The following is a 12,401-nucleotide window of genomic DNA, read 5'->3' as shown; positions in this document are numbered from 1 at the left end:
GTGGTCAGCTGGCTGACCGCGGTACCGCTCGCGGGGACCTCCAGCCGGACCGTCATCGAGTACGAGACGCTGGGCGCCGTTGCCATGACCGTCTTCCTCTGCTTTCCCTTGTGCCAGGTGTGCCGGGCCCCGGATTGCAGGGCCACGTCCTCAGATGGTTGCACCTACCTTCTGGTACGAGGTAACCCGGCCCGACTTTCGGACATATTGTTCTGACATGCCACGTGGGGTCAGCCGAGTGGAAAGCCCCACTCCTTCGCGGGAACGCCGGGCGAGGCGGACCGTTCCCGCAGCGCACGCCCCTAGGCTCTGGCGCGCACAGCGCCGAACGACGTCCACCGGCGTCGAGGAACACGAGGAGCAGCGGGCATGGCTCAGGGCACCGTCAAATGGTTCAACGCCGAGAAGGGCTACGGCTTCATCGCCCAGGAGGGCGGCGGGCCGGACGTCTTCGTCCACTACAGCTCGATCAACGGCAACGGCTACCGCAGCCTTGCGGACGACCAGCGGGTCGAATTCCAGATCGTGCAGGGCCGCAAGGGCCCGCAAGCCGAAGAGGTCCGCGTCCTCGGCTGAGGACGCGGACCTCCGCGCTATGACGTTGTAGGTGGCACCGACCCGCCATGCTCGCCTCGCGGCAAGTGGTCGCTCGTAGCGACGATGGTTGGGCCCGGGGGCTTGGATCGAGCCGGTGCCACAGCAAGGCTAACAAACCATCCCTGGAAGCGATTCCCCACCGGACGGCCCGATTTCACTCCGTCCCCCGGACGGTCCCTCAGCGGATCCGTTCAGTCCCTCAGCAGGTCCGGGACACCGTCCCGGTCCGGGTCGTCGCGCTCCCCCGGGACCACGGTCAGCCGCTGGGTCGCCCGGGTGAGCGCCACGTACAGCACCCGCAGCCCGGCCGGTGACTCGTCGGCGATCTCGGCGGGCGAGACCACCACCGTCGCGTCGTACTCCAGCCCCTTGGCCTCCAGGCTGCCCAGCGCCACCACCCGGTCGCCGAGCCCGGCCAGCCAGCGGCGGGCCTGCTCGCGGCGGCCCATGGCGACGACGACGCCGACCGTGCCGTCCACCTCGTCCAGCAGCCGGTTCGCCTCCGCGCGGACGTGACGGGCCAGGTCGCCGTCGCCGTCCGGGAGCGGCGCGAACCGCGGTACGGCGCCGGTCGAGCGGACCGCGCGGGGCGAGGGGGTGCCGGGCATCGCGAGCGCCAGCACCCTGGCGGCCAGCTCGGCGATCTCCGCCGGGTTGCGGTAGTTGACGGTGAGGGTGAAGCGGCGGCGCGGACGGGTGCCCAGCGCCTCGTCACGGGCCTCGGCCGCCTCGTCCGGGTCGGACCAGGAGGACTGGGCCGGGTCGCCGACCACCGTCCAGGTGGCGTGGCGGCCGCGGCGCCCCACCATCCGCCACTGCATGGGCGTCAGGTCCTGGGCCTCGTCCACGATGATGTGCGCGTAGTCGGTGCGCTCCTGCTCCGCCCGGTCCGCGCGGGTGCGCCGGGGGCCGCTGCGGTCGGCGAAGGTGGTCAGCTCCTCCAGACCGGTGAGCTGGTCCAGCGGATCGACCTCGCGGGGCTTCGCCGGGCGGGCCGGGGCGCCCAGGATGGTGTGCAGCTCGTCCAGCAGCGCCACGTCGTGCACCGACAGCGGGCCCTGCCCGTCCGGGCCGAGACGGGCCAGGGAGCGGGCCACCAGACGGGCCTCGCGCGGGTTCAGCACCCGCCGTGACCAGCGGCCCAGCCGCTTCTCGTCGGCCATCGCCGCGAGCACGGAGCGCGGGGTCAGCTCGGGCCACCAGGCGTCCAGGAAGTCGGCGAACGCGTCCTCGCCGGAGATGTCCTCGTCGAAGCCCTCGCGCGCCTCGGCGGCCAGTTCGGGGTCCGTGTAGCGGCGCGGGCCGCCCGAGCGGGCCCACAGCGCGTCCAGCAGCAGGCGGCGGGCGCGCGGGCGCAGCAGATTGACGGGGGCGGTGCCGCCCAGCGCGTTCTGCCGGATGCCGCGCAGCTCCTCGGCGTCCAGCTCGATGCGGCTGCCGAAGGCGACGACCCGCAGGCGCTCGGGCGGCCCGCCGGGTCTCTCGCCTCTGCCGGGCGCGTCGGTCGCGTCGGCCGCGTCGGCCGCGTCGTCCAGGGTCAGCTGGCCGTCGCCGTCGCCGTCGGCGGGCGCCGGGCCCGCGGGCGGCAGCTCCAGGGCGCCGCGGGCCGCCTTGCGCAGCAGCTTCGTCATGCGGGAGGAGCCCTTGACCCGGGCCACGGCCGGTTCGTCGTACGCGGTGGCCTCGGCGCCCTCGACCAGGGAGCCGACCGCGCGGATCGCCACCTGGCCCTCCTCGCCCAGCGAGGGCAGCACGCCCTCGGTGTACGCGACGAGCAGCGGGGTGGGGCTGACGACCAGGATGCCGCCGGCGTACCGCCTGCGGTCCTGGTAGAGCAGATACGCCGCGCGGTGCAGCGCGACCGCGGTCTTGCCGGTGCCGGGGCCGCCCTCGACCTCGGTGACGGACGCGGCGGGCGCGCGGATCACCAGGTCCTGCTCGGCCTGGATGGAGGCGACGATGTCGCGCATGGTGTGGCCGCGGGCCTGGCCGAGCGCGGCCATCAGCGCGCCGTCGCCGACCACCGGCAGCACCTCGCCGCCGAGGGTCGCGGTCAGCTCGGGGCGCATCAGGTCGTCCTCGACGCCCAGCACCCGGCGGCCCTTGCTGCGGATCACGCGGCGGCGCACGACCCGGCCGGGGGCGACCGGGGTGGAGCGGTAGAAGGGCGCGGCGGCGGGGGCCCGCCAGTCGATCACCAGCGGGGAGTAGTCGGCGTCCAGCACCCCGATGCGGCCGATGTGCAGGGTCTCCGCGATCTCCGCGCGGTCCCCGTCCTCCCCCGGCCGGATGGCGTCGTCGGCGGGTTCCACGGAGGTGTACGCACCGTCCGGGCCGCGCTCGCCGTCCTTGCCGAGGAGCAGATCGATGCGGCCGAAGAGGAAGTCCTCGAACTCGCTGTTCAGACGGTTGAGGTGGACCCCGGCCCGGAACACCTGGGCGTCGCGCTCGGCGAGCGCGCCCGGGGTGCCGACCTGGCCACGCTTGGCGGCGTCGTCCATGAGGAACTCCGCCTCGTGGATCTTCTCCTCGAGGCGGCGGTACACGCGGTCCAGATGGGTCTGTTCGATCCGGATCTCGCCGTCCCGGATCCCGTCCCCGGCGTCACGCGGCGGGGACGTCCGGCTTTCGTGCGTGACGTTCTGCGTGGCGTTCTGCGTGGCGTTCTGCGCGGCCACCCAAGCCCCCTTCTGTGTACATAGGGCAGCCGTCAACCGTACACCCACCCGTGCGCGCCACTCGGATATCGACCGGCTCGGACCGGCTCAGATATTGACCTCGGCCAGCCGCTGGCCGTCGAGGGTGCGGACCTCGAAGCGGGCGATGTCGCTCTCGTTCATCGCCGCGCCGCCCTGCGCGTACAGCGGCTCCTTGTTCCAGCGGGAGCCGTCGCCGTCCTTGATCCCGTAGCCCGCGCTGGGCACGGCCCACGTCGTGACGGTCTCCTCGTGACCGTCCTTGCCGATGGCGATCAGATCGCAGCTCTTGGGCCCCTTGAGGTTGCCCAGCTTGAGCGCGATGGCGGTGCCCCAGCCCTTCTGGGCCAGCGAGACCGAGGCGTCCACCTTGGTCTCGGGGTCCACCGAGCTGTACTTCTTGCCCTGGTCGTAGGCCGCCTGCGCCGGGTTGGCCGCGGCGATCGGGGGGTTGGCGCCGCCCCCGCCGTCGTCGGAACCCGAGGTGACCGACGCGGCCGCGAGCGGACCGCCGACGATCATGAGGCCCGCCGCGGCGACGAGGAAGAGCCGTCGGCGGTTCTTCGTGCGGCGGCTGACCGTCACCTCGTCGAGCAGCCGGTCCAGCATCTCGGGCCCGGGGCGGGCGGTGAGGGTGCCGGAGTCGGGGACGGGCGTGCCGTCCGTGGTGGTCGCGTAGTCCGCCAGCAGTGGTGGGATGCCCATCAGCCCGTCCAGCTCTGCCGCACACCGCTCGCACCCGATCAGGTGCTCCTCGAAACGCGCCGCGTCGGCCGCGTCGAGGACGCCGAGGGCATAGGCGCCGACGGCGGTGTGCTGCTGGTCGTCCGCTGTCGGCATCATGCCGAGACCCCCCGTTCCTCAAGTGAGAGCTTGAGCGAACGCAGCGCGTAGTAAACCCGGGATCGTACGGTCCCGGGCGGCACGCGCAGCACTCCCGCAGCCTCACTCACCGTCCGTCCCTTGAAGTATGTCTCGACGAGCGCCTCTCTGTGCGCATCGGACAGGTCATTCAGGGCATCGGAAATGGTCATCTGACGGAGCGCCCGGTCTATGTCATCCGCTGCGGGCATGACATGCAAGGGGGCCGCGTCGACCTCTTGGGGGCGGGCACGGCGGCTTCGGTGGCCGTCGATGACGATGCGGCGAGCCACGGTTACCAGCCACGGGCGTACGGAACCGCCACTGCGCTGTAGCTGGTCGGCGTTGCGCCAAGCCCGTAAAAGCGTCTCCTGAACCACGTCCTCGGCGCGGTGCCGGTCGCCTGCGACCAGGCGCAGGACGAAGGCGAGAAGCGGGCCCGCATGCTCCGCATAGAGCGCGCGCATCAGCGCGTCGTCCGGTGTCGTCCTCTCGGTCACGAGGGCATCTTTGCGTACGCAAGGCGCTGGGTCGAGGGGCGTACGGGCTGGAATGATCCGCCGTTCATTCACAACCCTGTGACATTCCTCCCACTTCTGCGCTGAACATTTCCCGGGCCACGCCACGTACTTGAGGCCGATAACCCGGCGCCGGGCGGGCGTCGGCCACCATAAAGGGCTCCCTCCCCAAACACCGCCCCGCAGGCCCCGGTCCCCCCATCCGGGGCCTGCGTCATGTCTGAAACTCGTTCATGTTTTGCTCGCGCTGTGGGTTTGAACGCCGTCGGTGGCGTGCCACGCGCTCCCGGTTGCCGCACAGCTCGCTGGAGCACCAGCGGCGGCGACGGCCCCGCGAGGTGTCCAGGTACACCAGCGAGCAGCTCTCCCCCTCGCAGCGCCGCAGCTGCCCCCGCGCGACGGGGTCGGTGAGCAGTGCGACGGCGTCGCGGGCGATCTGGGCGAGCAGCGCCCCGCAGTCGGGGGCGGCGGCGAGCCGCGCGACGAGGGTGCCGTCGGTGGCGCGTACGGCCCGCACGGCGGGCGGGGCGGTGGCGGCGAGCGCGTTCACCCGCTCCAGGTCCGGCCCTGCGGCCCTGCCCTCCACCTCCGTGTGCACGATGCGGTGGAGGAGGTCGCGGGCGGCGCGGAAGCGGGTGAGCCAGGCGGTGTCGACGGCGTCGAGGGTGGTGCCGCGGGGGATCAGGCCGGTGCCGAGCAGCCAGGCTCTGAGGGGTTCGACGCCGTCGAGGCGTTCGACGGGGGTTTCGCTGAGGCGGCCGTCGACGGTGGCCACCAGGTCCAGGCAGATCCGCCCGGAGTCGAACCGCAGGTCGAAGGCGTCCGCCGCCATGTTCCTGTCACCTCCAGGGCCGGGGCACCCTCCCAGGGTGCCCGCCGGGCCGCCGCCCCGGTACCCCGCCGTCGTGGCGGAGGCGGACGTTCCACCCCGCCCCTTCCCGAAACCGGGGGCAAGCCCCCGGGCCCCCTGCGGGGCTGCGCCCCGCACCCCCGCCGGGGCTCCGCCCCAGGACCCCGCTCCTCAAACGCCGGAGGGGCTGGGGGTTACGCCCGGAGGGGCTGAGGGTTACGCCCGGAGGGGCCAGGGGCAGGCCCGGAGGGGGCTGGGATGCGGGACACCCCGCCCCCGCTCCGCCGGAAGGTCGCGGCGTGGCGTCCCCGCCGCCGGGGATGTACCCAGGTTGTGGGCAATCGTTCCGCGGAGGGGGCACCTCCCAGCGGTAGCTGGGGGAGGAACGGGTGGGCACAACCCGACCACCGGGCCGCACCCGGCAACGAAAGGGCAAGGGGCACCCACGCGCCCCGGACCCAGCGACCGGGCCGCACCAGAACCCCGCTACGCGTCCGCGTACTTCGTGTCGGCCACCGGGTCCAGCGCCAGCCGGTAGCCCCGCTTGACCACCGTCTGGATCAGCTTGGGCGAGCCCAGGGCGGTGCGGAGGCGGGCCATCGCCGTCTCCACGGCGTGCTCGTCGCGCCCCGCCCCCGGGAGGACCTTCAGCAGATCGGCGCGGGCCACGACCCAGCCCGGGTGGCGGGCCAGGGCCCGCAGCAGGGCCATTCCGGCGGGCGGGACGGTGCGCAGCTCGCCGTCCACGACGACCGCGTGGCCGCGGATCTCCAGCCGCCGCCCGGCGACCGGCAACGGGCGTACCCGGCCGGGGAGTTCGCTGGTCAGCAGCTGGACCAACGGCCCGAGCCGGAAGCGTTCGGGCTGGCTGGTGGGGACGTCCCGGGCCTCCAGCGGCAGCGCGGTGACGGGACCGACGCACGCGGGCAGCACATCGTGGCGCAGCGCGTCGAGCAGTTCCTCGCGCATGCCGCGCCGCTCGGCGCGGTCCAGCAGGCTCGCGGCGGCGGGGGCGCTGGTGAAGGTGATGGCGTCCACCGCGCGGGCGACCGTCGCGTCCAGCAGCCGGTCGACCGGGCCGAGATCATCCGGCGGCATCCACCGGTAGACCGGCACGCCGACCACCTCGGCGCCCCCGGCGCGCAGCGACTCGACGAAGCCGGGCAGCGGCTCGCCGTGCAGCTGGACGGCGATGCGACGGCCGTCGACGCCCTCCTCCAGCAGCCGGTCGAGGACTTCGGCCATCGATTCGGAGGCCGGGGACCACTTCTCGGTGAGCCCGGCGGCCCGTACGGCGCCTTTCACCTTGGGCCCGCGGGCCAGCAGTTCGACGTCGCGCAGCCGGTTCAGCAGGGCGTCGCCAATACCCCAGCCGTCGGCGGCCTCGACCCAGCCGCGGAAGCCGATGGCGGTGGTGGCGATCACCACGTCGGGGGCGTGGTCGATCAACTGCTTGGTGGCGGTGAGCAGTTCGGAGTCGTCGGAGAGCGGCACGATCCGCAGTGCGGGCGCGTGCAGGACGGCCGCGCCGCGCCGCAGCAGCAGGGCGCCGAGTTCGTCGGCGCGGCGCGCGGCGGTGACGCCGACCGTGAACCCCGCGAGGGGTCCGACGGTCGGCGTCGCCTGGTGGTGGTCTCGCTGCATGTGGCTCTGACTCTCGGCTCTCGTCCCGGTTCACTGTCGTATGTGCGCCTTGGGGTGAGTCGTCATCCTGGCGCCGTCCCGTGACGGACGCGGTTCACGGAGGTTTCCCGGTTGTTAACGGGGCGTACGGTCACGGGCACGCTTTACGACCGTACGCCCCCGATCCCGGTCGGCTCACACGTCCGCGTAGGCGGGCTGCCGCGCCGTCTGCGCCTCCGGCGCACCGGCTCCCGCGGGCCGGGCCTTCGCCGGGCTGCGGCGGAGGTATACGGCCCAGGTGACCGCAGAGCACAGGGCGTAGAAGGCGAGGAAGGAGACGAAGGCCGGGGTGCCGGAGTGGGCGCTGCCGAAGGACTCCCGGAAGGCCAGGTTGATGCCGAGGCCGCCGAGCGCGCCGACCGCCCCGATCAGCCCCATCGCCGCGCCGGACAGCCGCCGCCCGTAGCCCGCGGCCTCCTCGCCGGTGAGCCCGCGGGCGAGGGCCTTGGCCTGGAAGATGCCGGGGATCATCTTGTACGTGGAGCCGTTGCCGATCCCGCTGAGGACGAAGAGGGCGATGAAGCCGGTGAGGAAGACGGGCAGGGACTTCTGCGCGGAGGCGTAGACGACCACGAGCGTGGCGGCGGCCATCCCGGCGAAGTTCCACAGCGTGATCCGCGCCCCGCCGTACACATCGGCCAGCCGCCCGCCGACGGGGCGGATGAGGGAGCCGAGCAGCGGGCCGATGAAGGTGAGCGAGGCGGCCTGGAGCGGGGTGCGGTCGAACTGGTTCTGGAGCACCAGGCCGAAGGCGAAGCTGTAGCCGATGAACGAGCCGAAGGTGCCGACGTAGAGCAGCGACATGATCCAGGTGTGGGCGTCGCGCGCCGCCTCCTTGGCCGCCCCGCTGTCGTTCTTCACCGGCGCCAGGTTGTCCATGAAGAGCGCCGAGAGGGCCACCGCGACCACGATCAGCGGGATGTAGACGGCGAGCACGATCCGCGGGTGGGAGGCCCCGGCCGTGCCGATGACGAGCAGGCCGATCAGTTGGATGACCGGCACGCCGATGTTGCCGCCGCCCGCGTTGAGCCCGAGGGCCCAGCCCTTCTTGCGCAGCGGGTAGAAGGAGTTGATGTTGGTCATGGAGGAGGCGAAGTTCCCGCCGCCGACCCCGGTGAGCGCCGCGACCACCATGAACGTGGTGTACGAGGTGCCGGGCTCCATCACCACCGCGGCCGCGAGGGAGGGCACCAGCAGCATCGCGGCGCTGATGATCGTCCAGTTGCGGCCGCCGAAGCGGGCCACGGCGAAGGTGTACGGGACGCGGAGGATCCCGCCGACCAGGGTGGGCATCGCGACCAGGAAGAACTTCCCGGCCGGGTCGACTCCGTACTCCGGCCCCATGAACAGGACCATCACCGACCACAGGCTCCAGATGGAGAAGCCGATGTGCTCGGAGAGGATGGAGAAGATCAGGTTGCGGGTCGCGATCCGCTCCCCTTTGTTCCGCCAGAACGTCTCGTCCTCCGGATCCCACTCCTCGATCCAGCGGCCCCCCTTGCGGGCGGGGGTGGTGGTCGGGGCAGTCATCAGGGCCTCCACAGTGCTCGGTGTCGCTGCCGACAGTAGGGACGGCGCATTACCGGCCTGTGGCGAGAGGTGACCGCCACGAAACCTTGCTCTCACCCACGGGGGTGGGGTGCGGTGAGGGGTCCGGCACCCACCCCGGTGTCGTACGTTCCCGGTACCGTACGAGTGCACCACCCGCCCGCCCGCCCGCCCGCCCGCGCCGGAGGATCGCATGAGCACCCAGCCGGATCACTCGTACGACCCGGTGCCCCCGCAGCCGACCGCCACGCCCGAGGCGCTGCGCGCGGCGGTGGCGCAGGTCGCCCCCGGATCCCTGGCCGTGTTCGACGCCGAGCGCGCGGAAGCCGTCCAGCAGGCCCGTGCCGAGGTGAGCGCGGCCCCGCTGCGCAGCTTCACCGGACAATGGTCGGTCAACGTGGCGATCGCGCGTCACCCCGCGCGTGCTGCCCGTCTCCGCGAATTGGAAACGCTGGCCGCAGAGACGGACGACATCGTCCAGGCGCGCGAGGCCATCGCGGAGATCGGCCGGATCCTGGACACCGCGTTCGCCGAGGCCGGGGTGAAGCGAGGGGGAAGCGTGAGCGACGCCTTGCCCCGACAGCGCGGCCCCAACGGTGCATACGTACACCGATCTGCCCGGAGGACCGCATGAGCGCACATCCCGTCGAACCGCCTACCGGCAGCGCCATCCCCCGGCCGGAGCGGACCCCGGAGTCGCTGCGCCTCGCCCTCGCGCGGGTCGCGCCCCACCGCCTCGGCGAGATGGAAACGCAGAAGAACGAGGCGTTCACGCTGGCGGCCGAGCACAACAACCTGGGTCCCATCCACCAGTGGCTGACCATCTGGGCAGGCGAGGTCGAGATCGAGCGCCGCCCCGACCTGGCCGCGCGACGTCGCAACGCCGAGCACGCCGTCCATACCCTCGACAGGGACGACCCCGCGTGGCGCGCAGCCATGCAGGAACTCCTGGCCGTCGTGAACGAGGCCCGGGAGGCGACCGCGTGAGCTGGGCGTGGGAGTACGAGCCCAGCGAAGAGCACGTCGCGGGCGGCGCCCCGCCCGCCCTGATCGCCGAAGTGGAGAAGAAGGCGGACGAGCTGGTTCGAGCGGCCGCCGCCCTGTACCTGGACGGCACTGCCTACCAGGGCCCATCGCCACGCGGCGAGAACCACCTCGTACCCGGCGGCATGTTCGTCTGCCAGGTGATCCCACGGCTGGAGCGTGTCTTCATCCTCCAGGTCACGGCCTGGTGACCGTCACCGCCTGACGCGCCGCCCGGCCGGGGCGACCGTGGGCTTCCGCCCGTGTGCCTGGGCCACGGGCTTCCCCAGCATTTTGTCAACGCCATTGACATACCTCTCCGCGCCCGCCTATACCTCTGCCCATCGAAGCGCTTCGACGAACGTTGCACGTGCACATTCCTCCCAACCCTCCCGGAGGCAGTGGATGTTGACGGCACGGAAACGGACGAGACGACGGACGGGACGAACGGGGCCCACCATCGCGGCCGCAATCGCGGGGGCCCTGGTCCTGGCGGGGTGCGGGGGCGGTGGGGACGAGGCCGGGGACGGCAAGACGCTCACGCTGTGGCATTACGAGGCGCCCAACGGGGCCATGGGCGCGGCCTGGAACCAGGCGATCGAGGAGTTCAAGAAGAGCCATCCGGGCGTGACGGTGAAGTTCGAGGAGAAGGGCTTCGAACAGATTCGAAAGACCGCCTCGATGGTGCTGGGCTCGGACAGCGCGCCCGATCTCATGGAGTACAACAAGGGCAACGCCACCACCGGGCTGCTCTCCAAGCAGGGGCTGCTCACCGACCTCTCCCCGGAGGTCACCAAGCGCGGCTGGGACAAGCCGCTCAAGCCGGGGGTGCGCACCACCAGCCGGTACGACGCGCAGGGCGTGATGGGCTCCGGCAAGTGGTTCGGGGTCCCGAACTACGCCGAGTACACGATGGTCTTCTACAACAAGACCCTCTTCGAGAAGCACAAGGTGAAGGTCCCGACCACCTTCGGCGAGTTCACCGCCGCCCTCGCGGACTTCAAGCGCAAGGGCGTCACCCCGCTCGCCAACGCGGGCGCCGAATACCCCGCCCAGCAGTACGTCTACCAGCTGGCCCTCTCCAAGGCCGACCGCTCCTGGGTGGACGCGTACGAGCAGTACAAGGGCAAGCCCGACTTCCACGACGCCGCCTGGACCTACGGCGCCACCACCTTCGCCGACTGGGTGAAGAAGGGCTGGATCGCGAAGAGTTCGAGCGGCACCAAGGCGGAGGACGCGGGCGCGGCGTTCATCGCCGGGAAGTACCCGATGTTCTTCTCCGGCAGCTGGTGGTTCGGCCGCTTCAGGTCGGAGATCAAGGACGAGTGGGGCACGTTCCCCTTCCCCGGCTCGAAGCTGACCCTCGGCTCCGGCGGCAATCTGTGGGTCGTCCCCAAGGGCGCGAAGAACAAGCAGCTCGCGTACGACTTCATCGACATCACGATGAAGAAGGGCATCCAGAACACCCTGGGCAACAAGGGCGGCGTGCCCGTGGCCGCCGATCCGGCCGCGATCACCGACCCCAAGGCCAAGAGCCTGATCCAGGACTTCACCGGCTACGCCGACCGCGGCGGCCTCGCCTTCTACCCGGACTGGCCGGTGCCCGGCTTCTACGACACCCTCGTCGCCGAGACCCAGAAGCTGATGACGGGCGACGCGGAACCGGGCGCCTATCTGGACGCGCTGGAGAAGGCGTACGAGGCGGGCGCGCCGAAGGGATGAGCAGGCAGCGCGAGTACCCGTACACGCTCTTCCTGATCCCCGGCGCGCTGGCGTTCCTCGCCGTCATCGTCGTACCCAGCCTGATGAACACCGGGATCAGCTTCACCCACTGGCAGGGCGTCGGCACCCCGGAGTGGGCCGGTCTGGACAACTACCGGACGCTGCTGGACGACGACGCCTTCTGGGAGTCCTTCCGGCACAGCCTCGCCATGGTGGTGGCGATGGCGGCGATCCCGACCGCGCTCGGTCTGGTGCTGGCCGCCGCGCTGTTCGACTTCGTCGGCAAGCACTTCGGCTCCCGCACCGCGAGCGTGCTGCGCGCCTGCTTCTACCTGCCGCAGGTGCTGCCGATCGCGGTGGCGGGCATCGTGTGGAGCTGGATCCTGGCCCCCGAGGCCGGCGCGCTCAACGTTTCTCTGAAGGCGGTCGGCCTCGGCTCGCTGCGCCACGACTGGCTGGGCGACCCGGACCTCGCGCTGTACACCGTGATGGGCGTGATGGTGTGGGTCCAGCTGGGCTTTCCGCTGGTGGTGTTCATGGCGGGGCTCCAGCGCGTCGACCCGGCGCTGTACGAGGCGGCCGAGCTGGACGGCGCCTCGTGGTGGCGGCGGTTCTGGCACGTGACGCTGCCGCAGATCCGCCCCGAGATCTCCGTCGTCCTGCTGTGGTGCACGATCGCCGCGCTCAAGGTGTTCGGCGCGGTGTACGTGCTCACCAAGGGCGGCCCGGGCGGGGCGACCAATGTCCCCTCGTACTTCTCCTTCCAGTCGTTCTTCGAGAAGACGCAGGTCGGCTACGGTTCCGCGGTCTCGACAGTGCTCACGGTGATCATCCTGGCGCTGGCCCTGGTCGCCCTGCGCCTCCAGACGAGGGCGGAGGACCAGGAGCGGTGAGGGCCGTGAA

12 protein-coding genes are annotated in these 12,401 nt (G+C 71.8%); 6 read left to right on the top strand and 6 right to left on the bottom strand.

All coding sequences use genetic code 11. The features are described from left to right. The first annotated feature begins 369 nt into the window (after positions 1-369). On the top strand, positions 370-576 hold the full coding sequence (locus tag LCH29_RS38610; protein ID WP_009717477.1) for a cold-shock protein: 207 nt from the start codon (positions 370-372) through the stop codon (positions 574-576). Between the two features lie 212 nt (positions 577-788). Here the strand turns inward: LCH29_RS38610 and LCH29_RS38605 are convergent, their stop codons facing one another. The 6 genes from LCH29_RS38605 to LCH29_RS38580 form a co-directional block, all read right to left on the bottom strand. After that, complete coding sequence (locus LCH29_RS38605; RefSeq protein WP_446466344.1) at positions 789-3,275, bottom strand: HelD family protein; 2,487 nt, start codon at positions 3,273-3,275, stop codon at positions 789-791. 87 nt (positions 3,276-3,362) lie between these two features. Next, positions 3,363-4,136, bottom strand: coding sequence for an anti-sigma factor family protein (locus tag LCH29_RS38600; protein WP_446466343.1), 774 nt, complete (start codon positions 4,134-4,136; stop codon positions 3,363-3,365). Beyond that, on the bottom strand, positions 4,133-4,654 hold the full coding sequence (locus tag LCH29_RS38595) for a sigma-70 family RNA polymerase sigma factor (protein ID WP_039938820.1): 522 nt from the start codon (positions 4,652-4,654) through the stop codon (positions 4,133-4,135). Before LCH29_RS38595 ends, LCH29_RS38600 begins: the two co-directional genes overlap by 4 nt. A gap of 232 nt (positions 4,655-4,886) precedes the next feature. Beyond that, entirely contained in the window at positions 4,887-5,504 is a 618-nt protein-coding gene (locus LCH29_RS38590) for a CGNR zinc finger domain-containing protein (RefSeq protein WP_446466342.1), read from the bottom strand. A 504-nt stretch (positions 5,505-6,008) separates the two neighbouring features. After that, positions 6,009-7,166 carry a uroporphyrinogen-III synthase gene (locus LCH29_RS38585; protein ID WP_446466341.1) on the bottom strand — a complete coding sequence of 386 codons (1,158 nt, stop codon included), beginning with the start codon at positions 7,164-7,166 and terminating at the stop codon, positions 6,009-6,011. Between the two features lie 174 nt (positions 7,167-7,340). After that, the gene (locus LCH29_RS38580) at positions 7,341-8,735 is read right to left on the bottom strand and encodes a nitrate/nitrite transporter (RefSeq protein ID WP_446466340.1); all 1,395 of its coding nucleotides are present in this window, start codon (positions 8,733-8,735) and stop codon (positions 7,341-7,343) included. A gap of 211 nt (positions 8,736-8,946) precedes the next feature. On the opposite strand from LCH29_RS38580, the gene LCH29_RS38575 reads away from it, so the two are divergent. From LCH29_RS38575 to LCH29_RS38555, 5 genes are all read left to right on the top strand, one after another. Then, a complete protein-coding gene (locus LCH29_RS38575; protein ID WP_446466339.1) occupies positions 8,947-9,387 on the top strand; it encodes a hypothetical protein in 441 nt (146 codons plus the stop codon). Then, positions 9,384-9,740: a DUF6247 family protein gene (locus LCH29_RS38570; protein WP_446466338.1), complete on the top strand. Its 357-nt coding sequence runs from the start codon at positions 9,384-9,386 to the stop codon at positions 9,738-9,740. The genes LCH29_RS38575 and LCH29_RS38570 overlap by 4 nt, the downstream gene beginning before the upstream one ends. Further along, the gene (locus tag LCH29_RS38565; protein WP_446466337.1) at positions 9,737-9,988 is read left to right on the top strand and encodes a hypothetical protein; all 252 of its coding nucleotides are present in this window, start codon (positions 9,737-9,739) and stop codon (positions 9,986-9,988) included. The genes LCH29_RS38570 and LCH29_RS38565 overlap by 4 nt, the downstream gene beginning before the upstream one ends. A 193-nt stretch (positions 9,989-10,181) precedes the next feature. Next, on the top strand, positions 10,182-11,498 hold the full coding sequence (locus LCH29_RS38560) for an extracellular solute-binding protein (RefSeq protein ID WP_446466336.1): 1,317 nt from the start codon (positions 10,182-10,184) through the stop codon (positions 11,496-11,498). Continuing rightward, positions 11,495-12,391 carry a carbohydrate ABC transporter permease gene (locus LCH29_RS38555; RefSeq protein WP_446466335.1) on the top strand — a complete coding sequence of 299 codons (897 nt, stop codon included), beginning with the start codon at positions 11,495-11,497 and terminating at the stop codon, positions 12,389-12,391. The genes LCH29_RS38560 and LCH29_RS38555 overlap by 4 nt, the downstream gene beginning before the upstream one ends. Positions 12,392-12,401: the final 10 nt, after the last annotated feature.

It is taken from the genome of Streptomyces sp. BRA346, from assembly GCF_052851135.1.
This window is presented reverse-complemented; position numbering and strand designations above follow the sequence as displayed.

Excerpts from the sequence above, each read along its gene's own strand:
- LCH29_RS38610 (WP_009717477.1), top strand. The coding sequence starts at position 370 with ATGGCTCAGGGCACCGTCAAATGGTTCAACGCCGAGAAGGGCTACGGC.
- LCH29_RS38600 (WP_446466343.1), bottom strand. The coding sequence starts at position 4,136 with ATGATGCCGACAGCGGACGACCAGCAGCACACCGCCGTCGGCGCCTAT.
- LCH29_RS38590 (WP_446466342.1), bottom strand. The coding sequence starts at position 5,504 with ATGGCGGCGGACGCCTTCGACCTGCGGTTCGACTCCGGGCGGATCTGC.
- LCH29_RS38585 (WP_446466341.1), bottom strand. The coding sequence starts at position 7,166 with ATGCAGCGAGACCACCACCAGGCGACGCCGACCGTCGGACCCCTCGCG.
- LCH29_RS38580 (WP_446466340.1), bottom strand. The coding sequence starts at position 8,735 with ATGACTGCCCCGACCACCACCCCCGCCCGCAAGGGGGGCCGCTGGATC.
- LCH29_RS38575 (WP_446466339.1), top strand. The coding sequence starts at position 8,947 with ATGAGCACCCAGCCGGATCACTCGTACGACCCGGTGCCCCCGCAGCCG.
- LCH29_RS38570 (WP_446466338.1), top strand. The coding sequence starts at position 9,384 with ATGAGCGCACATCCCGTCGAACCGCCTACCGGCAGCGCCATCCCCCGG.
- LCH29_RS38560 (WP_446466336.1), top strand. The coding sequence starts at position 10,182 with ATGTTGACGGCACGGAAACGGACGAGACGACGGACGGGACGAACGGGG.
- LCH29_RS38555 (WP_446466335.1), top strand. The coding sequence starts at position 11,495 with ATGAGCAGGCAGCGCGAGTACCCGTACACGCTCTTCCTGATCCCCGGC.